At 72.6% G+C, this 20,922-nt stretch carries 18 protein-coding genes, 1 pseudogene and 1 riboswitch; of the genes and pseudogenes, 4 read left to right on the top strand and 15 right to left on the bottom strand.

What is annotated here, in order from left to right:
• Positions 1–17: 17 nt before the first annotated feature.
• The 9 genes from ACFOYX_RS31325 to paaA all read right to left on the bottom strand — a co-directional run bounded on the left by ACFOYX_RS31325 (position 18) and on the right by paaA (position 7,952).
• Positions 18–1,295: a geranylgeranyl reductase family protein gene (locus tag ACFOYX_RS31325; RefSeq protein WP_109801215.1), complete on the bottom strand. Its 1,278-nt coding sequence runs from the start codon at positions 1,293–1,295 to the stop codon at positions 18–20.
• Positions 1,296–1,429: 134 nt separating this feature from the next.
• Complete coding sequence (locus ACFOYX_RS31320; RefSeq protein WP_109801195.1) at positions 1,430–1,660, bottom strand: hypothetical protein; 231 nt, start codon at positions 1,658–1,660, stop codon at positions 1,430–1,432.
• Between the two features lie 91 nt (positions 1,661–1,751).
• A complete protein-coding gene (locus ACFOYX_RS31315; RefSeq protein WP_109801194.1) occupies positions 1,752–2,462 on the bottom strand; it encodes a demethylmenaquinone methyltransferase in 711 nt (236 codons plus the stop codon).
• A 318-nt stretch (positions 2,463–2,780) separates the two neighbouring features.
• A complete protein-coding gene (gene mqnC, locus ACFOYX_RS31310; protein WP_109801193.1) occupies positions 2,781–3,971 on the bottom strand; it encodes a cyclic dehypoxanthinyl futalosine synthase in 1,191 nt (396 codons plus the stop codon).
• 325 nt (positions 3,972–4,296) lie between these two features.
• On the bottom strand, positions 4,297–5,406 hold the full coding sequence (paaE, locus tag ACFOYX_RS31305; protein WP_322441113.1) for a 1,2-phenylacetyl-CoA epoxidase subunit PaaE: 1,110 nt from the start codon (positions 5,404–5,406) through the stop codon (positions 4,297–4,299).
• Positions 5,403–5,879 carry a 1,2-phenylacetyl-CoA epoxidase subunit PaaD gene (gene paaD / locus ACFOYX_RS31300; RefSeq protein WP_322441114.1) on the bottom strand — a complete coding sequence of 159 codons (477 nt, stop codon included), beginning with the start codon at positions 5,877–5,879 and terminating at the stop codon, positions 5,403–5,405. The genes paaE and paaD overlap by 4 nt, the downstream gene beginning before the upstream one ends.
• The gene (paaC, locus tag ACFOYX_RS31295; RefSeq protein WP_322441115.1) at positions 5,876–6,601 is read right to left on the bottom strand and encodes a 1,2-phenylacetyl-CoA epoxidase subunit PaaC; all 726 of its coding nucleotides are present in this window, start codon (positions 6,599–6,601) and stop codon (positions 5,876–5,878) included. Before paaC ends, paaD begins: the two co-directional genes overlap by 4 nt.
• Positions 6,598–6,885 carry a 1,2-phenylacetyl-CoA epoxidase subunit PaaB gene (gene paaB / locus ACFOYX_RS31290; RefSeq protein ID WP_322441116.1) on the bottom strand — a complete coding sequence of 96 codons (288 nt, stop codon included), beginning with the start codon at positions 6,883–6,885 and terminating at the stop codon, positions 6,598–6,600. The genes paaC and paaB overlap by 4 nt, the downstream gene beginning before the upstream one ends.
• Positions 6,882–7,952, bottom strand: coding sequence for a 1,2-phenylacetyl-CoA epoxidase subunit PaaA (paaA, locus tag ACFOYX_RS31285; RefSeq protein ID WP_322441117.1), 1,071 nt, complete (start codon positions 7,950–7,952; stop codon positions 6,882–6,884). Before paaA ends, paaB begins: the two co-directional genes overlap by 4 nt.
• Positions 7,953–8,319: 367 nt before the next feature.
• On the opposite strand from paaA, the gene ACFOYX_RS31280 reads away from it, so the two are divergent.
• Together ACFOYX_RS31280 and ACFOYX_RS31275 are read left to right on the top strand one after the other, a co-directional pair.
• A complete protein-coding gene (locus tag ACFOYX_RS31280; RefSeq protein ID WP_322441118.1) occupies positions 8,320–9,270 on the top strand; it encodes a hypothetical protein in 951 nt (316 codons plus the stop codon).
• Positions 9,270–10,205 (top strand): hypothetical protein, encoded by a 936-nt coding sequence (locus ACFOYX_RS31275; protein WP_322441119.1) that lies wholly within the window; start codon positions 9,270–9,272, stop codon positions 10,203–10,205. Before ACFOYX_RS31280 ends, ACFOYX_RS31275 begins: the two co-directional genes overlap by 1 nt.
• A 96-nt stretch (positions 10,206–10,301) precedes the next feature.
• Here ACFOYX_RS31275 and ACFOYX_RS31270 read toward each other — a convergent pair whose 3' ends face one another.
• Both ACFOYX_RS31270 and ACFOYX_RS31265 read right to left on the bottom strand, forming a co-directional pair.
• Positions 10,302–11,153 (bottom strand): menaquinone biosynthesis protein, encoded by an 852-nt coding sequence (locus tag ACFOYX_RS31270; protein ID WP_322441120.1) that lies wholly within the window; start codon positions 11,151–11,153, stop codon positions 10,302–10,304.
• Between the two features lie 33 nt (positions 11,154–11,186).
• Positions 11,187–12,417 (bottom strand): annotated as a pseudogene (locus ACFOYX_RS31265) (MFS transporter).
• 177 nt (positions 12,418–12,594) lie between these two features.
• Here ACFOYX_RS31265 and ACFOYX_RS31260 point away from each other — a divergent pair.
• Positions 12,595–14,634: an AAA family ATPase gene (locus ACFOYX_RS31260; RefSeq protein WP_322441123.1), complete on the top strand. Its 2,040-nt coding sequence runs from the start codon at positions 12,595–12,597 to the stop codon at positions 14,632–14,634.
• A 147-nt stretch (positions 14,635–14,781) separates the two neighbouring features.
• A complete protein-coding gene (locus tag ACFOYX_RS31255; RefSeq protein ID WP_322441124.1) occupies positions 14,782–15,540 on the top strand; it encodes a VOC family protein in 759 nt (252 codons plus the stop codon).
• Positions 15,541–15,634: 94 nt separating this feature from the next.
• Here the strand turns inward: ACFOYX_RS31255 and ACFOYX_RS31250 are convergent, their stop codons facing one another.
• The 4 genes from ACFOYX_RS31250 to ACFOYX_RS31235 all read right to left on the bottom strand — a co-directional run bounded on the left by ACFOYX_RS31250 (position 15,635) and on the right by ACFOYX_RS31235 (position 20,747).
• Positions 15,635–16,417: an ABC transporter ATP-binding protein gene (locus tag ACFOYX_RS31250; RefSeq protein ID WP_322441125.1), complete on the bottom strand. Its 783-nt coding sequence runs from the start codon at positions 16,415–16,417 to the stop codon at positions 15,635–15,637.
• On the bottom strand, positions 16,414–17,445 hold the full coding sequence (locus tag ACFOYX_RS31245; RefSeq protein ID WP_201750050.1) for an iron ABC transporter permease: 1,032 nt from the start codon (positions 17,443–17,445) through the stop codon (positions 16,414–16,416). The genes ACFOYX_RS31250 and ACFOYX_RS31245 overlap by 4 nt, the downstream gene beginning before the upstream one ends.
• A gap of 184 nt (positions 17,446–17,629) precedes the next feature.
• Positions 17,630–18,568 (bottom strand): ABC transporter substrate-binding protein, encoded by a 939-nt coding sequence (locus ACFOYX_RS31240; RefSeq protein ID WP_322441126.1) that lies wholly within the window; start codon positions 18,566–18,568, stop codon positions 17,630–17,632.
• 114 nt (positions 18,569–18,682) lie between these two features.
• Positions 18,683–18,772, bottom strand: a riboswitch (cobalamin riboswitch).
• Positions 18,773–18,881: 109 nt separating this feature from the next.
• Complete coding sequence (locus ACFOYX_RS31235; RefSeq protein WP_322441127.1) at positions 18,882–20,747, bottom strand: M14 family zinc carboxypeptidase; 1,866 nt, start codon at positions 20,745–20,747, stop codon at positions 18,882–18,884.
• Between the last annotated feature and the right edge of the window lie 175 nt (positions 20,748–20,922).

Raw genomic sequence — 20,922 nt, 5'->3', positions numbered from 1 at the left:
CGGCCGGGAACCCGTTGTCAGACGGCGGGCGCGACCTTCGTCATGGCGTTGATGACCCGGTCCATCGAGTCGCCACCGCGCGGATCGGTCAGGTTGGCCAGCAGCTTGAGCACGAAGCGCATCAGCGTCGGGTGCGGCATGCCGTGCTTGGTGGCGAGCCGCATGATCTCCGGACGGCCGATCAGCTTCACGAAGATGCCGCCGAGCCGGTAGTAGCCCCCGAAGCGGGCCTTCAGCTCCTGCGGATATGCCATCAGCGCCCGTTCCCGCTCGGCGCCGGCCGGCCGGGCGAGCGCCTGCACCGCGATCTCCGCGGCCAGCTCGCCGGACTCCATCGCGTACGCGATGCCCTCGCCGTTGAACGGGTTGACCATGCCGCCGGAGTCGCCGACCAGCATGACCCCGCGGGTGTAGTGCGGAACGCGGTTGAAGCCCATCGGCAGCGCGGCGCCGAGGATCGGGCCCTCCGCGTTCGCCTCGTCGGTCATCCCCCAGTCCTCGGGGGTGTTGGCCAGCCAGTCGGTGAGCAGCCGCCGGTAGTTCGTCCTGCCGAACGCGGAGGAGGAGTTCAGCACGCCGAGGCCGACGTTGACCCGCCCGTCGCCCAGGCCGAAGATCCAGCCGTACCCGGGGAGCAGGTTGTCGCCACTGTCCTTGCTGCGCAGCTCCAGCCACGACTCCAGGTAGTCGTCGTCGTGCTTGGCCGGCGAGCGGTAGTAGCGCCGGACGGCCACCCCGATCGGCCGGTCCTCCCGCTTGGCCAGCCCGAGGGCGAGCGGGAAGCGGCCGGACACGCCGTCCGCGGCGACCACCAGCGGGGCGTGGAAGGTGGCCGGCTCCTTCTCCGGGCCGACCTCGGCCTGCACGCCGATCACCCGATCGTCGGCGTCGAGCACCGGGCCGATGACGTTCACGCTGGTACGCAGCTTCGCCCCGGCCGAGACGGCACGCTGGGCGAGCAGGTCGTCGAAGTCGAGCCGGGTGCGGACCAGGCCGTAGTTGGGGAAGCTGGCCAGGTCGGGCCAGTCCAGTTCGAGGCGTACCCCGCCGCCGATCACCCGCAGGCCCTTGTTGTGCAGCCAGCCGGCCTCGGGCGAGGTGTCCACGCCCATCCGGATGAGCTGCCGCACGGCGCGCGGGGTGAGCCCGTCGCCGCAGACCTTCTCCCGGGGGAACTCGGTCTTCTCCAGCAGCAGCACGCGGACGCCGTGCCGAGCCAGGTGGTACGCGGTCGCCGATCCTCCGGGACCGGCGCCCACGACGATCACGTCGGCGTCGTTCTCCACCGCGGTCATCTGCGCCTCCTCCCGCATGCTCGTGAAATGCTTCACAAGCCGATCGGGTTGGAGTCTATGACCGGGGTTACACCGGTAGGCGGTGAGGGGTACCTAACTTCGTGGAAACGCGCCGGTAGGGGCCCACTTCGGCGTCAGGGCAGGGTGTGGGCGGCCGTGTCCAGCCCGGCATCGACCCGGATCGCCTCGGGCAGGTGGTCCCGCAGCGCGCCTCCGGCGGCGCGGTCGAGCGCGGCGAGCACCTCGGCGACCACCTGACGGACGTCGGCGGGATCGGCGCCGGCCAGCTCCTTGAGCTGCGCGATGAGTTCCGCGGCGTCGTCGTCGGTGGCCGCCGTCGCGGCCGCCTGGTCTCGTCCCGTCATGGGGCGAGCCTACGGGGCAAAGTGGACTAAAAACGTATATTCACGAAAAAGACGCTTCTCTGGCCCGCGAGGCTTGCGACGCCGCGCCGGGTCAGTCGCGGATCGCGCGGTGCAGCGCCACCACGCCGCCGGTGAGGTTCCGCCAGGCCACCCGGCCCCAGCCGGCCGCGCCGATCCGCGCGGCCAGCGCCGCCTGGTCGGGCCAGGCCCGGATCGACTCGGCGAGATAGACGTACGCGTCGGGGTTGCTGGAGACCGCGCGGGCCACCGCCGGCAGGGACCGCATCAGGTACGACAGGTAGACGGTCCGGAAGGCCGGGTTGACCGGGGTGCTGAACTCGCAGACCACCAGCCGGCCGCCCGGCCTGGTCACCCGGGCCAGCTCGCGCAGCGCGGCGTCGGTGTCGTTGACGTTACGCAGCGCGAAGGAGATGGTCACCGCGTCGAAGCTGGCGTCGGCGAACGGCAGCCTCAGCGCGTCCCCGGCCAGCAGCGGCACCTGCGGACGGGTCCGCTTGCCGGCGTGCAGCATGCCCAGCGACAGGTCCGCCCCCACCGCGTACGCCCCGGAGTGGGCCAGTTCCTCGGTCGAGACGCCGGTGCCCGCGCCCACGTCCAGCACCCGCTCGCCGGGGCGCAGCCCGAGCGCCGCCCGGGTGGCCCGCCGCCAGAACCGGTCCTGCCCGAAGGAGAGCACGGTGTTGGTCAGGTCGTAGCGGGCCGCCACGCCGTCGAACATCGCGGCGACCTCGTGCGGCTGCTTGTCCAGGCTGGCGCGCTGGCCCTGCGGGGTACGGCTCACCCCTCCACTCTGCCAGCCGGTCCCCAGCCGACGGTGGACGGGTACCCGTCGCCGGGCGGAGCGGACGTCACGACCGGAAGGGACAGCAGGGGCGGGATGGTGACCCATCCCGCCCCTGCTGCCGTGCGTTATGTGAACGGCCCTCGCGGGCCGATGGAGGACGATCGTGGAGAGCTCGCCGTGCGGCGAAGGAAGCTACGAGCCGGCACGTTAGCGGCACGCGATCACGACCGCCACTCCCCGCGCCGAACCCTGACCGTTCGGCCGACCGCCCCGCGGCTCGGGACGGTCGACCGCGCGGGACGTCGCGGGCAGGGGTCAGTTGACCTCGACGAGCGGGAGCGACTTCCCGACCCCGCCACCCGGAATGGCGATCGAGGAGAAGTGCGAGACCACCCGGTCGTCGCTCGGGTCGTCGGCCGGCGTGCGGTGCACGGCGAGCCGGTTGTAGAGGGTGTCCCGCTGCGCCGGGATCCGGTCGGCCGAGCGGATCATCCCGATCAGCTCGTGCAGGTTGGAGCGGTGCCGGGCGCCCGCGGAGGAGATGACGTTCTCCTCCAGCATGATCGAGCCGAGGTCGTCCACGCCCATGTGCAGGGCGAGCTGGCCGGCATCCTTGCCGGTGGTCAGCCAGGAGGCCTGCAGGTGCGGCACCGTCTCGAAGAAGAGCCGGGCCACCGCGACCAGCCGCAGGTACTCCAGGGTGGTGGCCTGGGTGCGGCCCTTCAGGTGGTTGTTCTCCGGCTGGTACGTCCACGGGATGAATGCCCGGAAGCCCTGGGTGCGGTCCTGCACGTCGCGGATCATCCGCAGGTGCTCGATCCGCTCGGCGTTGGTCTCGCCGGTGCCCATCATCATCGTCGCGGTGGACTCGACGCCCTGCCGGTGCGCCAGCTCCATCACCTCGAGCCAGCGCGCCCCGGACTCCTTCAGCGGGGCGATCGCCTTGCGCGGGCGGTCCGGCAGCATCTCCGCGCCGGCCCCGGCGATCGAGTCCAGGCCGGCTGTCTTGATCCGGGCGATGGCCTCGTCGAGGCTGACGCCGGAGACCTTGGCCATGTGCAGGATCTCGCTCGGGCCGATGGAGTGGATGGCGAGCTGCGGGTACGCCTTCTTCACCGAGGAGAAGAGCTCCTCGTAGTACTCGACGCCGTAGTCCGGGTGGTGGCCACCCTGGAGCATCACCTGGGTGGCGCCCAGCTCGACCGCCTCGCCGCAGCGGCGCAGGATCTCCTCGGTCGGGTGGGTCCACCCTTCCTTGTGCTTCGGCGCCCGATAGAACGCGCAGAACTTGCACGCCGTCACGCAGACGTTCGTGTAGTTGATGTTGCGGTCGATCAGGTAGGTGACGATGTTGTCCGGGTACCGCCGCCGGCGCACCGCGTCCGCCGCCTCGCCGAGCGCGTGGAAGGGCGCCTCGGTGTAGAGCAGCAGGGCCTCCTCGGGCGTGATGCGCCCGCCGTCCGCGCCGCGCTGCAGGATGTCGTCGATCTCCCGGCTCACCGTCACGCCCCCGAGCCTACGTCGCCGGTTCCGACCCGGCGACGCGCGGCCGCCCGATGTGACGTCCTCGGCCTTCGGTCCTGCCAGGGCCACGGGGCGTTACGCCGGCATCCGCTCCGACACCCCGATCCGCCGCCTTTGCTCTGCTTCAAGACACGCAACAGCCACCCAAAGTAAGCGGGCTCTTCTCGTCATGCCGGGCGGTCAAGGAGAGAAGAGCTGATCAGGGCGGTGTTGCCTCTGCTGAAGCAGAGCAAAGGCCGGAACAGGGGATGTCACGCTCGACCGCGGCCGTCACCCAGCGCAACCTTCGACGCGACCCGCCCAGGGATCACGCGTCGTAGTCGACCGTCAGCTTGTCGGTGACCGGGCTCGACTGGCAGGTGAGGACGTAGCCGGCGGCCACCTCGTCCGGCTCCAGTGCGTAGTTGCGGGCCATGGTCACCTCGCCGGAGACGACCTTCGCCTTGCAGGTGGAGCAGACGCCGCCCTTGCAGGCGTACGGCAGCTCGCCGCGGACCTTGAGCGCGGCGTCCAGCACCCGCTCGTCACGGCCCATCGTGAAGTTCGACGCGCGGCCGTCCAGCACGATCGTCACCTCGGCCCCCGCGCCGGGCTCGTCGCCCGGGCGGCGCACCGGCTCCGGCGGCGCGTCGACGTGGAACAGCTCCGTGTGCACCGCCGACTCCGCCAGCCCACGGCCGGTCAGCACCGCCTTCGCGTCCACCACCATCCCGTACGGGCCGCAGAGGAACCACTCCTCGATCGCGTCGCCCGGCACGATGGTGTCCAGCAGCCGGCCCAGCCGGTCGGCGTCGATCCGCCCCGACAGCAGCGGCGACTCGCCCTGCTCGCGGGAGAGCACGTGCACCAGGTGCAGCCGGGTCGGGTAGCGGTCCTTCAGGTCCGCCAGCTCCTCCGCGAACATCACCGTGTTGGCGGTGCGGTTGCCGTACACCAGGGTGAAGGTGCTGGCCGGCTCGACGGCCAGCGCGGTCGCGACCAGCGCGAGCACCGGGGTGATGCCGGAACCGGCGACCAGCGCGCCGTAGTGGCGCACCCGGTCGGGCGCGAACGCCGTGGTGAAGTGCCCCAACGGGGGCAGCACCTCGACGGTGTCGCCGCCGCGCAGCGCACCGCAGGCGAACGCGGAGAAGGCGCCGCCGGGGATCTCCCGCACCCCGATCCGCAGCCGGCCGTGCCGGGCCAGGTCGTCCGGAGTGGAGCAGATCGAGTACGACCGCCGCACCTCCTCCCCGCCCGCACCCGTGCGCCGCACGGTCAGGTGCTGGCCGGCGGAGAACGCGAAGGTCTCCCGCAGCTCCGCCGGCACGGCGAAGGTGACCGCCACGGAGTCGTCGGTGAGCCGGTCGACGGCGGCCACGGGAAGCGGGTGGAAGGCCGGCCGGCGACGGACCGGTCGGGTGATGGTGACAGTCACAGCGCCTTCAGGTGGTCGAAGGGTTCGGAGCAGGAGCGGCAGCGCCACAGCGCCTTGCACGCGGTGGAGCCGAAGCGACTGACCTGCTCGGTCTCCGGGGAGCCGCAGCGCGGGCAGCGCACGGCGAGGGTCAGCGGCACGACGTTGCCGGCGCTGACCGGTGCCGGCGGGGCGATGCCGGCGGCGGCGAGCTTCGCCCGGCCGCTGTCGGAGATCCAGTCGGTGCTCCAGGCCGGGCTGTAGACCGTACGGACGTCGGCGTCCGGGTGGCCGGCGGCGGCGAGCGCCCGGCGGATGTCCGCCCGGATCACGTCCATCGCCGGGCAGCCGGTGTAGGTGGGGGTGATGGTGACGACGACCCGGCCGGTGGCCGGATCCTCCTCGACCGCCCGCAGGATGCCCAGCTCGTCGATGGTGATGACCCGGATCTCCGGGTCCACCACCGCCGCCGCGGCCGCCCTGGGGTCGGTCACCACTTCGCCCCCGGATGCGCCCGGTGCAGCACCTGCATCTCGGCCAGCAGGTAGGAGAGGTGCTCGGTGTGCACGCCGTCCCGCCCACCACCGGGCGTCCAGCCGGTCTCGGGCCGGGTGAGCGTCGCCTCGGCGAGCACGGCGGAGACCGTGGCGTCGTAGTCGGCCCGCAGGGTGGCCGGGTCGACCGGCGCCGCCGGGTCCGCCGCGAACAGCTCATGGGTGTACGGCCAGACCTCGTCGACCGCGGCCTGCATGCGACGGTGCGACTCCCCGGTGCCGTCGCCGAGCCGCTTCACCCAGAGCGCGGCGTGGTCCAGGTGGTACGCCGACTCCTTGCGCGCCTTCGCCCCGATCGCGGCCAGCCGCTCGTCGGCGCAACCGGCCAGCGCGGTGTAGAGCGGCAACTGGTACGCCGACAGGAAGAACAGCTTCGCCATGGTGACCGCGAAGTCGCCGTTGGGCAGCTCGACCAGGAGGCAGTTGCGGAACTCCCGGTCGTCGCGAAGGAACGCCAGCGCATCCTCGTCCCGGCCGGCGCCCTCCAGCTCACCCGCGTACGTCAGCAGCAGCCGGGCCGCGCCGAGCTGGTCGAGGGCGATGTTCGCCAGGGCGATGTCCTCCTCCATCTCCGGCGCGCGGGAGGTCCACTCGCCGAGCCGCTGCGCCGCGATCAACGCGTCGTCGCCGAGGGAGAGGACGAAGTCGAAGGAGCCGGTCACAGGTGGGCCACCCCGTCCGGGAGCTCGTAGAAGGTGGGGTGGCGGTAGACCTTGTCGGCGGCCGGGTCGAAGAAGGCGTCCTTCTCGTCCGGGCTGGACGCGGTGATCGCGGCCGCCGGCACCACCCAGATCGAGACGCCCTCCTGACGGCGGGTGTAGACGTCCCGCGCGTTGCGCAGGGCCAGCTCCGCGTCGGGGGCATGCAGGCTGCCGACATGGGTGTGCGACAGCCCGCGCCGGGCCCGGACGAAGACCTCCCAAAGAGGCGACGATTCCCTGCTCACGCGGCCACCTTCTCCTTGTTGTTCGCCGACCGCTTCGCGGCGTACGCGGCGGCGGCCTCGCGCACCCAGGCGCCGTCGGCGTGGGCGCGGCCGCGGTGTTCCATCCGCTGCCGGTTGCACGGCCCGTTGCCCTTGATCACCTGCATCAGCTCGTCGTAGTCGGGCTGGGTGTAGTCGTACGCCTGGCGCTCGTCGTTCCAGCGCAGGTCCGGGTCGGGGATGCGCAGGCCCAGGATCTCGGCCTGCTGCACGCACATGTCCACGAAGCGCTGCCGCAGGTCGTCGTTGGAGAATCGCTTGATCTTCCAGGCCATGGACTGCGCCGAGTGGGTCGAGTCTCCGTCCGGCGGTCCGAACATGGCCAGTGACGGGTACCACCAGCGGTCGACCGCGTCCTGGGCCATCGCCTTCTGCCCGGGGGTGCCGTGCGCCAGGGTGTGCAGGATCTCGTACCCCTGGCGCTGGTGGAACGACTCCTCCTTGCAGACCCGGATCATCGCGCGGGCGTACGGGCCGTAGGAGCAGCGGCAGAGCGGGACCTGGTTGACGATCGCCGCGCCGTCCACCAGCCAGCCGATCGCGCCCACGTCGGCCCAGGTCAGCGTCGGGTAGTTGAAGATCGAGCTGTACTTCTGCCGGCCGCTGATCAGCAGCTCGACCAGCTCGTCCCGGCTGACCCCCAGGGTCTCCGCCGCGGCGTAGAGGTAGAGGCCGTGGCCGGCCTCGTCCTGCACCTTGGCCAGCAGGATCGCCTTGCGCTTCAGCGAGGGGGCGCGGCTGATCCAGTTCCCCTCGGGCTGCATCCCGATGATTTCGGAGTGTGCGTGCTGCGCGATCTGCCGGATCAGCGTCTTCCGGTACGCCTCGGGCATCCAGTCGCGCGGCTCGATCTTCTGATCGGCGTCGATCACGTCCGCGAAGTACGCCTCGAGGTCCTCGTCAGGGGCCGGCCCGCCGCGCCGGGCCCGGGCGGCGGCCTCCCGCAGCGCCGCCTCGGCCGCCTCGACCTCGCCGAGCAGGCCACCGCCGGGCGCGTCGTCCGGCGCGGAGAAGTCGTTGCCATACATGAGGCCAGTGTTACAGCTCGCGACCGATGACACCAGAGGGTGTAACAGGAAACCGGCCACACCTTCCGTCGCCGGCTGACCGCTCCCAGTGAAAGCCGCCGACCTGCGCAAACCTGTGAGTTGGGCCACTGCGGGAAGGGGAATCCTCCCAACGGCGGCATAGCGGCAGATTGCCCCGCCTTCACGGCGAGTTGACAGGCGGCAGGCCCTGGCGTCGGGCCTGTCCGGAAGTAGACTTCCCCCGGCACACCGATCGGCTGCTGACGATCGCCACCGGCTCACGGCCATTCCCCCGGCCCCGGCGATCAGGCCGTACCCATTCGGAAAAGCCGGTCCCCCCGGCCAGACATCTGGAGCTCACCCACTCATGCGACCTCGCGTGACCATGGTGCTCGCCATCGTGGCGGTCCTTCTCGGTGGCGTCATGCTGGTGCCCGCCGCGTACGCCCGCCTCTCCGGTGGGAGCGCCCTCGCCAGCATCGGCGGCATCGGCGGCGGGGAGAACGTGCCCGCTCCCGCGCCCACCACGCCGCCCCCGCCGACCCTGGCCGCCGGCCCGGTCTCGGTGGACTTCAAGGGGAAGTTCTTCTCCTGGGCGCTGATGGACCGGAAGACCGGGGAGATCAGCGGCGCGCAGAACATGACCGCGACCAATTCGACCGAGTCGATGATGAAGGCGTGGATCGTCTCCGACTACCTTCGGCAACTCGGCGACAAGCCGCTGAGCGCGACCCGGAAGAAGCAGATCGTCACCGCCATCCGGGACAGCAACGACATCTCCGCCGAGTCGCTCTACAACGCCGGCGGGCGCCGGCCAGTGCTGGAGCGGCTGATCAAGATGTGCAAGCTGACCGACACGAAGATCGAGCCGACCAAGGCGAAGTGGGCGTACACCCAGATGTCGCCGCAGGACGCGGTGCGGATGGGTGACTGCATCGGTGACGGCACCGCCGCCGGACGGAAGTGGACGGGTTTCGTCCTCAGCGAGATGACCAAGGTCCGGGGTGACGTCGAGGACCAGCAGACCACCCAGGGCGGTGGCCGGTGGGGGATCATCGACGGCCTGCCGGACGAGATCAAGGCGCAGGGACCGGTCAGCATCAAGAACGGGTTCACCATGCTCTGGGCGGACGTCCAGTGGCACGTCAACTGCCTCGCGGTGACTGACAAGTGGACCCTCGCGGTGATGATGCGCTACCCGCAGAAGCTCGGCCTGGCGTACGGCGCCAAGGTCTGCGCCAGCGTCACCACCCAGCTCGTCACCCCGCAGCCTGGCGCGGCCCTGAAGGTGCCGCAGCAGCCGGTCGGGAAGCTCTGATGGCTGGCACCCGGCGCCGTCCGGGCAACGACCACCGGCCGCTCATGTACGGCGCGGTCGCCGTCATCCTGGTCGGACTGGTGCTCGTCTCGCTCCGGGTGGTGCCCGGCTCCCCGCTGCGCCCGGCGGCCGGCTCCTACTCGGCCGGGTCGCCCGGCCGGTCCACCAGCGCGGCCACCGACCGCAGCAGCCGATCCCAGCCGACCCCGTCGCCGTCCCCCTCCCTGGAGCCGCTGCCGTTCCAGGCCCAGGAGCTCGACCTCGACATCAAGGGCTGGTACGCCTGGAGCGTGCTGGACAAGCGGACCGGCCAGATCATCGGTTCCAAGAACATGGGTGAGACCAGCACCACCGCCTCGATGATCAAGTCCTGGATCGTCGCCGACTACCTGCGCCGGGCGGACGAGGCCGGCCAGACCCCGAGCAGCGCCAAGCTCGCCGATGCCACCCAGATCATCCGGGACAGCGACAACACCCGGGCCGAGCAGTTCTACAACAACGTCGGCCGGTCGGCCTCGATCAAGCGACTGCTCTCGACCTGCGAGCTCACCGACAGCAAGGTGGCCGCGGACGGCGGCTGGAGCCGGACGAACCTGTCCCCCCGGGACACCGCGCGGCTGGGGCTGTGCATCTCGGACGGCCGGGCCGCCGGGCCGAAGTGGACGAAGTGGCTGCTCAACGAGATGCGGCTGGTCCGCGGCGCCGGCGATTTCGGCATCCGCAAGGCGTTCCCGGCCGCCGAGCAGAAGACCATCGCGATCAAGAACGGCTGGATCGACCGCACGCGGGAGCAGGAGATGCACATCAACTGCCTCGCCATCGGCGACACCTGGACGATGGGCGTGATGGTCCGCTACCCGATCAACATGGGCTACGAGTACGGCATGAAGAACTGCCAGAAGATCACCGAGGCGCTGCTCCGCCCGGCCACCTGAGCCGTCTCCGCTTCGCCGACGTGGCGGTGTCCCGACCCGGGATGCCGCCACGTCGTCGTTTCAGACCGGCCGGCAGAACCGGAGCGGCCGGCCTGGTCAGCCGGCGAAGAACTCGGGGCCGCCCTCGGGCAGGGCGGGGACCTCGCCGATCGCGGCGGCTCGCCGGGCGAACTCGCGCAGGCCGGCCACCTGCCGCTCGCCCAGGGAGAAGTCGAGGGTGCGGAAGTAGGTCGCCAGGGTCGCCGCGTCGAACGGCTCCCACCGGGCGGCCGCCTCGGCGACCTGGTCCAGCTCGGCCAGGCAGAGGTCACGCGAGCGCAGGAACGCCTCGTGCACCTCCTTGACCATGCCGGGGTGGGCGGCGGCGAAGTCGCGGCGGACCGCCCAGACGGCGAAGACCATCGGCAGCCCGGTCCAGTCCCGCCAGGCCTGGCCGAGGTCGGTGACCGCCAGGCCCCGGCGGGGCGCCTCGTAGAGGGCGCGCAGCGCCACGTCCCCGATCACCACCCCGGCGTCGGCCTCCAACAGCATCTGGGTCAGGTCCGGCGGGCATCGGAAGTACTCGGGGCGGACGCCGTACCGCTCGGCGAGCAGGAGCTGGGCCAGCAGGACGCCGGTCCGGGAGGTCGAGCCGAGCGCGACCCGGCGGCCGTCCAGCTCGGCGAGGGGCTTGGTGGAGACCACGTTGACGGAGAGGACCGGGCCGTCGCTGCCGACCGCGAGGTCCGGCAGGAGCAGCAGCTCGTCGGCGTGCCGCAGGTACTCCACCTGCGAGATCGGCCCGATGTCCAGGTCGCCGGCGACCAGCGCGGCGTTCAGCCGGTCCGGCGAGTCCTTGTGCAGGTCGACGTCGAGCAGCGCGCCGGACCGCATCAGCCCCCAGTAGATCGGCAGACAGTTCAGGAACTGGATGTGTCCGACACGGGGGCGGGTGATGCGGTCAGCCATGCCCCGACCGTATCCCCGCCGCCGACGGCCGGCTCACCGGGATGGCGTCGGAGTGGCCAACTCCGCAGCCGCCACGCGGTCGACCGCCGGGCCGCGCTCGTCCGGTCGGGCCACGGCCGCCCGCTCGGCGCGGACCGCCCGGCGGACCGGGACCGCCACCGCGGCGACCACGAGCAGGCCGGCCACCCCGCAGCCGGCGACCAGCGGCCGGGGTTCGGCCAGCTCCAGCAGCAGGCCGCCGACCAGGAACCCGGCCATCCCGGCCCCCTGGACCGCGGCGCCGAAGACGGCGAACGCCCGGCCCCGGGACGCCTCGGGAACCCGGCGGGCCAGCAGCAGGTTGTTGAAGACGTTGTCGCCCCCGTTGGCCACCCCGCCGAGCAGCCAGATCGGCACGAGCAGCGCCGCTTACGGCACCGCCGCCGAGGCCAGGACCGCCAGGCAGCAGCCGCCGAGCAGGGCCAGACCGGCGCCGAGCAGCGCGCCGTCGTCCACCAGCCGCCGGGCGAGCCGGGCGAAGAGCCAACCGCCGAGCACGATGCCGAGCGTCCAGGCGCCGGTCACCACGCCGTACACGGTGGTGGAGCTGCCCAGCGTCTCCCGGATGAAGAAGACCTCGATCACGTTGATCGCCCCGACCGCACCGATCACCGCGGCGAGGGTGCCGACCATCACGACCAGCAGCGGGTCGCGGCGCAACCGCCAGCCGGTCGTGGCCGTCCCGGGCCCGGTGGCCGCCGGGTCCGCCCGTCGGGAGCCGCCCCGTCGGGTACGGATGAGCAGCCCGGCCGCCACCAGCGCGAGGTAGCTGCCGGCGTCGACGAGCAGTGGCAGGCGCGCGCCGAACTCGCCGACCAGCACCCCGGCCAGCGCCGGCCCGGCGCGCGCCGAGGGTGCCGGCGGTCTGGTTGAGGGCGCTCGCCCGGGGCAGGTCCGCGGCCCGGACCATGGCGGGCACCAGCGCGGCGAGCACCGGCTGGGTGACCGCGAGCCCGGCGGCGAGCAGCGCCACCAGAGCGATGACCAGGACCGGATCGTCGGCGTACGCGAGGGCGAGGCAGACCCCGGCCTGGGCGAGCCCGGCGATCACCAGCAGGAGCCGGCTGTCCACCCGGTCGGCGAGGCGTCCGGTCAGCGGGGCGAGCGCCACCAGCGGCAGGGTGGCCGCGAGCAGCAGGCCGGAGACTGCCAGGCCGCCCGCCCCGGCGGACTGCAGGGCCAGGGTGAGGGCGCTCGCGGCGAGAAAGTCCCCACAGCTGGAGATGCCCCGCGCGGCCGTGGTGAGCGCCGGATATTCGGTTGCCCACCCAGCTGACGGGAGTAGGCTGCCCTGTCCCGCCTGACGGCCGAGGTGTGTAGCACCGCACCGGACGTCCCCGCGCCGATCCACCGGTCGGAAACGCGAGCGGCAGTGTTTTTCCCCGTGTCGAGGAGTACGTGGATGACCCTGCACGCCCAAGAACAGACCCTGGACGACGAACTCGTCGCCGAACGCGCCCACCTGGACCTCTCCCGAGCGGCGCTGCGCCGGATGCGGGAACGCGCCGAAGCCCTCTTCGCCGGCGGCGAGCAGGTCGCCGGCGACCCGTACGCGGCGGAGATGCTGGGTCGCACCCTCGCCCGGCGGGTCGCCGAACTCGCCGACGACCCGACCACCCCGCTCTTCTTCGGCCGGCTCGACTTCGGCGACACCGACCCCGACCACGCCGGGTGGGAGTACCACGTCGGGCGGCGGCACGTCACCGACGAGGCGGGCGAGCCGCTGGTGCTGGACTGGCGGGCCCCGGTCTCCCGCTCCTTCTACCGGGCCAGCGCCCGGGACCCGCAGGGCGTCGCGATCCGCCGCCGGTTCGGCTTCAGCAGCGGCCTGCTCACCAGCTTCGAGGACGAGCACCTGGACCGGGGCGAGGAGCTGGGCACCGCCAGCCGGATCCTCACCGCCGAGATCGAGCGCCCCCGCGTCGGGCCGATGCGGGACATCGTCGCCACCATCCAGCCCGAGCAGGACGAGCTGGTCCGCGCCGACCTGGCCGACTCGATCTGCGTCCAGGGGGCGCCGGGCACCGGTAAGACCGCGGTCGGACTGCACCGGGCCGCGTACCTGCTCTACCTGCACCGGGAACGGCTGCGCCGCTCCGGAGTGCTGATCGTCGGGCCGAACCGGGCCTTCCTGTCGTACATCGCGGCGGTGCTGCCGGCGCTCGGCGAGGTCGAGGTCGCGCAGGCGACGGTGGAGGACCTGATCGCCCGGACGCCGGTGCGGGCCGTGGACGACCCGGCCGTCGCGGCCCTCAAGCACGACGTCCGGATGGCCGAGGTGCTGCGCCGCGCCGTCGACGCGCACATCGGTGCGCCGACCGAGCCGATCATGGTCTCGGACGGCTCGTTCCGCTGGCGGATCGGCCTCGACCCGCTGCACCGGGTGGTCGAGGAGACCCGCCGGGAAGGGCTGCCGTACGCCACCGGCCGGGAGCGCGTCCGGGCCCGGGTGGTGGGGCTGCTGCAACGCCAGTCCGAGGCCCGCCGCGCCGAATCACCGAGCGACGCCTGGCTGCGCCGGATGGCCAAGGCGAAGCCGGTCACCGCCTTCCTCGACGCGGTCTGGCCGGCGCTCACCCCGGAAGGACTCGTGCACACCCTGCTCGCCGACCCGGACGCGCTCGCCACCGCCGCCGACGGGCTGCTCACCGCCGAGGAGCAGGCACTCCTGGCGACCGGGACGAAGCTCGGCCGCACCCCGAAGGCCGCGAAGTGGACCGCGGCCGACGCGGTGCTGATCGACGAGGCGGCCGGGCTGATCGAGCGACCGGCCGGCTTCGGGCACGTGGTGGTCGACGAGGCGCAGGACCTCTCCCCGATGCAGTGCCGGGCCATCGCACGGCGCAGCGAGCACGGCTCGATCACCCTCCTCGGCGACCTGGCCCAGGGCACCGCGCCGTGGGCCGCCACGGACTGGCGGGAGTCCCTGGCGCACCTGGGCAAGCCGGACGCGGTGGTGGTGCCGCTGAGCGTCGGCTTCCGGGTGCCGGCGGTGGTGGTCGCGTTCGCCAACCGGCTGCTGCCGGCCCTCGCCGTCGACGTACCGCCGGCCGAGTCGCTGCGCCGCGACGGCGCGCTGGACGTGCGTACGGTGGCCGACCTGACCGTGGCGGCGGTGGCCGAGGTGCGGGCGGCGCTCGCGCACGACGGCTCGGTCGGCGTGATCGCCGCCGAGGACGCGGTGGACGGGCTCCGGGCGGCGCTCGCCGACGCGGGCGTCGAGACCGCGAGCGCCGACGACGTGGCGACCGCGGCGCGGGTCACCGTGGTGCCCGCGACCCTGGTCAAGGGCCTGGAGTACGACCATGTCGTGGTCGTCGAACCGGCCGCGATCGTCGCGGCCGAGCCGCGCGGGCTGCACCGCCTCTACGTGGTGCTGACCCGGGCGGTCTCCCGGCTCTCGGTGCTGCACCGGGAGCCGCTGCCGGACCCGCTCGGCTGACCCGCGCCGTCCGGGGCGCTGGTCGGGGTGGCCAAGTCCCCGCCCAGCGCGCGACCTTTTGTCCTAATCCGGCCCGGCGGGCGACGGGACGGTGCCACGATTCCGGCAGGGCGTGCCAGCGGGCCGCCACCGGCGAGAGGGGTCACCGTGAACGGCATCGAGCCCGGCACGCCCTGCTGGGCCGACCTGGCCACGCCCGGCCTGGAGGACGCGAAGCGGTTCTACCCGCAGTTGTTCGGCTGGACCGGCCGGGTCTCCCCGGAGCCGGAGGCGGGCGGGTACACCGTCTTCCTCAAGGACGGCAGGTCGGTGGCCGGCGCCGGCCCGCCGGCCACCCCGGACCAGGTGCCGATCTGGTCGACGTACGTGGCGACCGACGACGCCGACCTGGTCGCCAGGCGGGTGGAGCGGGCCGGCGGGCAGGTTCTGGTCACCCCGTTCGACGTCTTCGACCAGGGCCGGATGGCGGTCCTCGCCGACCGGGCCGGCGCGGTGTTCAGCGTCTGGCAGCCGATGGCGATGCCGGGCGCGGAGCTGTTCAACGTGCCGGGTGCCATGTGCTGGAACGAACTGGTCACCCCCGATCCGGAGGGGGCGAAGGAGTTCTACGCGCTGGTCTTCGGCTGGCAGCCGGAGGAGCGGCCGATGGGCCCGGTCACCTACACCGGCTGGCGGTGCGGGGCGCGGGTGGTCGCCGGGATGATGCCGCCGCTGGAGGAGCTGCCGGCCGACCTGCCGGCGTACTGGTCGATCTACTTCGCGGTCGACGACGCCGACGCCACCGCCGCCCGCGCCGCCGAACTCGGCGGCACCATCCTGGTCCCGCCCCGCGACATCCCGGCCGGCCGCACCGCCGCCCTCCGCGACCCCCAGGGCGCCCTCTTCTCCATCACGACCCTCTCCTGACCCCGCCCCCGCCACGCGCCGATCTTGCAGTTGGGGCCCCCGGCACGCCTCGTGTTTCCGTTTCGCCGGGGTGCCAAGTGCAAGATCGCCGGAGCTAGTGGGTGGGGCGGACGGGGACCACCAGGGGGCCGCGGTCGCCGGGGATGACGCGGACGTGGGCGCGGTAGTGCATCGCCAGCAGGGGCTCGGTGAGGACCTCGTGGGGTGGGCCGGAGGCGGCGACGCGGCCGTCGGCGAGCAGAACCATCCGGTCGGCGTACTCGCCGGCCACGGAGAGGTCGTGCATGGTGGCGAGCACGGTCAGGCCGTGCGCCCGGCGGAGCTGGTCGACCAGCTCGAGCACCTCCTGCTGGTGGCCGATGTCCAGCGCGCTGGTCGGCTCGTCCAGCAGCAGCAGGGTGGCGCCCTGGGCGAGCGCCCGGGCCAGGAAGACCCGCTGCCGCTCGCCGCCGGAGAGGGTGGCCAGCTCCCGGTGCCCGAACGCGCCGAGATCCAGCCGGTCCAGCACCTCGTGGACGGCGACCAGGTCGGCGGCGGACTCCCGGCCCAGCGGCGGGATGTACGGGGTCCGGCCGAGCAGCACGTAGTCGAGCACCGACATGCCGGCCGGCACCACCGGGGACTGGGCGACGGTGGCCACCACCCGGGCCCGATCGCGGCGGCGCAGCGCCTGGATCGGCGTACCGAAGAGGGCGACCGCGCCCGGCACGGGCAGCAGGCCGCCGACGGCGCGCAGCAGGGTCGACTTGCCGGCGCCGTTCGGGCCGATCACGGTGACCCACTCACCGGCCGCGACGCTCAGGTCGACGCCGGCCAGGATCGGCGCGCCGCCCAGCCGGACGTGCAGGTCCCGCACCTCGACCGCCGGCTCGCTCACGTGAGCACCCGGCGGGCGGTACGCAGGACCAGCACGAAGAACGGGCCGCCGAGCAGGGCGGTGACCACCCCGATCGGGATCTCGGCGGGGGCCGCGGCGGTCCGGGCGACCACGTCGGTCAGCGCCAGGAACGCCCCGCCGAAGAGCATCGACAGCGGCAGGATCACCCGGTAGCTGGACCCGGCGAGCAGCCGTACGGTGTGCGGCACGATGATGCCGACGAAGCCGATCAGGCCGGAGGCGGAGACCGCGGCGGCGGTGCCGAGCGAGGCGGCGGCGATCAGCAGGTAGCGGGAGCGCTGCGGGTGCAGGCCGAGGCTGGTCGCCTCGTCGTCGCCCACGGAGAGGACGTCGAGTTCCCGGCGGTGCAGCAGCACCACCACGGCGGTCAGCAGGAAGTACGGCAGGACCAGCCGGACGTCCGGCCAGCCGGCGGTGGCGAGCCGGCCGAGCAGCCAGGAGTAGACCTGCTGGATGCTGTCCGAGTGGCGTTGCAGCAGGTACGTCTGCCCCGCCGCGAGGAACGCCGACACCGCCACCCCGGCCAGGATCAGGGTGGCGGGTGACCGGTCCCGACCGCCGGCCGCGCCGAGCAGGTAGGTCATGGCGACCGCCCCGAGCGAGCCGACGAACGCCGCGAGGGGGATGGTGACCGGCATCCCGGTCAGCGCCCCGCCCGCCCCGGCGCCGAGCGCGATCACCGCGGTCACCGCGAGCCCGGCGCCGGCCGCCACGCCCAGCAGGTACGGGTCGGCCAGCGGGTTGCGGAACACGCCCTGGTAGCAGCCCCCGGCGAGGGCGAGCAGCGCGCCGACGAGCAGGCCGAGCACCACCCGGGGCAGCCGCAGCTCGGTGACGATGGCGATCTCGCGTTCGGTCAGCCCGCTGTCCAGGTGTACCCCGGGCAGCAGGTTGAGCAGTTCGGCGGCCACGCTGCCGGGCGGCAGGCTGACCGGGCCGAGGGACACCCCGGCGACCAACGCGACCAGCACCGCGCCGAGCCCGGCGACGAGCCAGCGTTTCCGCAGCCCGGCCGGCCGGGCCGTCGCACCCGGCCCGGCCGTGGGCCGCCCGCCGGCCGGAGGGCCGGGCGGAAGGGCGGAAGCGCCGTCCCAGCCGGAGCCGGACGCGGGCAGGCCGGCGGGCCGGGACGCGTCGGGCGTCCCGGCCGTCCGGCCGGCGGGTTCCACTGGTCGCACGCTCACCGAGGGGTCAGGCCGGGACCTTGGCGGTGGCGTCGACGATCGACCTGAGCAGGTCGACGACGCGCGGGCCCCAGCGCGAGGCGATGTCGTCGTCGAGGGCGACGATCTGGTTGTTCTTCACCGCGGTGACGCCGGCCCAGCCGCTGCGCGCCTTGACCGTGTCCGGGGTCTGCTTGCAGCACTTGGTGTCGGCCAGGAAGACGAAGTCCGGGTTGGCCTTGACGATGACCTCCTGGGAGAGCTGCGGGTAGCCGCCGTTCTTCCCGTCGGCGTCGGCCGGGTCGGCGATGTTCTCCAGGCCGGCGAGGGTGTAGATCGAGCCGATGAAGGTCTTGCTGGTCGCGCTGTACAGCTCCGGCCCCAGCTCGTGGTAGTAGGTCGGCTTCTTCGCCCGCTGCGGCAGGTCCTTGGTCAGCGCGGCGATGTCGTCCTTCATCTTCTTCGTGACGTCCGCGGCCTCGGCCGGGTGGCCGGTGAGCGCGCCCAGGTCGGTGATCTGCCGGTACGTGTCGTCCAGGGTGGTCGCCGCGGGGGTGAGCAGCACCGGGATCTTCAGCTTGGTGAGCTGGTCGACGATCCTGTTGGTGTCGTTGGAGAGCACCACCAGGTCGGGGCTCTTGCCGGCGATCGCCTCGGCGTTCGGCTGGAAGCCGGACAGGTCGCTCTTCGGCGCGTCGGCCGGGTAGTTCGACTGGTCGTCGACGGCGGTGACCTGCTTGCCGGCGCCGACGGCGAAGAGCATCTCGGTCGCCGACGGCGACAGCGAGACGATCTTCTCCGGCCGCTTCTCCAGGGTCAGCTTGCCGACGGTGACCGGGAAGGCGGCGGCCGCCGAGCTGCCGCCGGCGGCGGGGGTGTCGGTCGAGGTCTTCTCGGCGCAGGCGCCGAGGGCCAGCGCGGCCACCGCGAGGGCGGCGGCGAAGAGCCGGGGGGTAGATCTGGACATAGGTCCTCCTGTCGGTCGAGGAGTGTGGTGCTTCGCCGACAGGGACCGCCTTCGCGTGCCCGTCCGCGAGGCGCCCTTCCTCGAGAGCGCGTGTCGCGACCATTCCGCAGGCGACCTGGCTCGTCCCCACAGACGTCGGCGCCGGCCGGAGCCGACGCCGTGCGGGGCATCACAGTTGCGGGACAGCGCCGGTTTCACACCGGCTTCGCTGCGGGTTGGTCGCTGTCACGGTAGCGCACGACCAGCGGAGATCGTCCGGACGGGCGGGGTGGGTGGGGCCCCGCGGGGGTGGATCGGGGCCCCACCCGGGGAATCACGAACTGGTGATGGTGACGTTGTCCACGGCCGCCTCGACCAGGCTGGCCCCGGCGGCGTCCGCCGCCTCCACCTCGATCCGCACCGACTGGCCCGCGTACGGGGTGAGGTCGAGGTTCGACACCGCCCACGAGCCGTTCCGGTTGGTGGCCGCGCCCGCGGAGTTGAGCAGGGTGGTGGTGCCGCCGTTGTGGATCACGCTGACCCTGAGGTAGTCGGCCGACGAGGCGTTCGAGCCGTGCGCCAGGTACCAGGCCAGGGAGAGGGTGAGGGTGCCGGTCGAGGGGAGGGTCACCGCCGGGGAGCGGGCGCTGGTCACCCCGCCGTCGACGTCGTAGTCGCCCGCCGCGGTGCCGGCGAGCCGGCCGGTGACCAGGTCGTTGCTCCCGGCGTACGGGGTGAGCTGCTTGGCGCCGGAGGAGCTGGTGGCCTGGGCGGCGCCGCGTTCCCACACCCCGGTGGTGGCGGTGTCCGTGCCGGCCGGGTTGGTGGTCCAGCCGGTGACGGTCTCGAAGGTGTCCGACCAGACCGTGGTGCCGCCCCCGCCGGTGCCGCAGTACTGGGACTGCTTCCCGATCGCCCGGTACGGGCAGTCGGCGTACTCGGCGAGCAGCAGCACCGCCTCCTTGTTCCGGGAGGTCTGCGCGGGGATCACCTCGTCGGGCGGGTAGAAGCCGCCGCCGGTGGCCGAGCCCGGGTACATCTCGAAGGTGTACGCCCAGATGCCGTGGGCGGCCCACATCCAGTCGATGCTGGTGCCGTCGGCGATGTAGAGGTCGCTGGACTGTTCCGGGGTGTAGCCGTTGCTGGCCGCCATCTGCTGGCCGATGGTGGCGAAGGTGCTGTACTGGTCCGCGCTCATCCCGGTCGGCGTGTTCGCGGTGGTGTAACCGAAGGGCCAGAGCACCAGCTGCGAGTAGGTGTGGAAGTCGATGTTGGCTTCGATCTGCTGCACCCCGCCGATCACCCGGCTGTTGACGAAGTTGCGCAGCGCCTGCGTCTCCGGGGCGGAGAAGGCGGACGGGCCGCGGTAGGTCTCCGACGAGGTGGAGCCGGACGAGCCGCCGCAGCAGCCCCACTGGTACGACCAGTTCCGGTTCAGGTCGGTGCCGACGTACGACGAGCCGCTGTTGGGCTGTCGGTTCTTCCGCCAGGACCGGTACGACCCGGTGGCGATGTCGTACTCGCTGCCGTCCGGGTTGACGGTGGGGACGATCCAGATCTCCCGCGAGTTGACGATGTTGGTGATCCGGGAGTCGGTTCCGTAGCTGTTGGTGAAGAGGTTGAGCAGGTAGATCGCCATCTCGACGGTCAGGTGCTCGCGGGCGTGCTGCTGGGCGTTGAAGAGGATCTCGGGCTCGTTCTCGTCGGTGCCGACGTTGTCGGAGATCTTCACCGCCATCAGGTCCCGACCCTCGTACGAGGTGCCGATGCTGCTCTTCCTGGCGATGGCGGGGTGGTCGGCGACCACCTGGTTCACCACGGCGGTCAGCTCGGCGTAGTCGTGGTAGTTGGAGTCGGCCGGCGGGAAGGCGAGGGTGCCGGCGCCGCCGGTGGGGGCCGGCGGGGCCTCCTTCTCCAGCCGGAAGCCGAGCCGGGTGATCGCGGCGGCCTCGGTGCCGGTTGCGGTGACGTGCAGGACGCCGTGTTCGGAGTAGTCGATCGCCGCGCCGGTGCGCGCGACGGCGTTCCGGTCGGCGAGGGTGCGGGGGCCGAGGACCCGGTAGCCGGCGGCGGCCGGCTCGGCGGACCGGTCCGGGGCCGGCCGGGCGGCGGCCGGGCCGGTGACGACGGTGACGAGGCCGAGGCCGACGGCGGCGACGAGGGCGAGCCGGCGGCGGAGCGGGGACGGGTGGAGGGCCATGGACAACCTCCTCGGGGTACGGGAGATCCCGTTGTCCGCCACTTCACCAGCAGTCACATGGTCATATCAACATTCGTCGTTCCCTTGGCCCATCCCGGCCGGATCCTCACGGCGGCAAAGATTTTCCATCGTTTGATGTCTTCCGAAACTTCCTTCCAGACGGGACAGTGAACGG

The sequence above is a fragment of the Micromonospora sp. GCM10011541 genome (assembly GCF_042650725.1).
In the GTDB taxonomy this organism is placed as follows: Bacteria; Actinomycetota; Actinomycetes; order Mycobacteriales; family Micromonosporaceae; genus Micromonospora; species Micromonospora sicca.
Note: the sequence above shows the minus strand (reverse complement) of the source record. Positions and strands in the feature narration are given on the sequence as shown.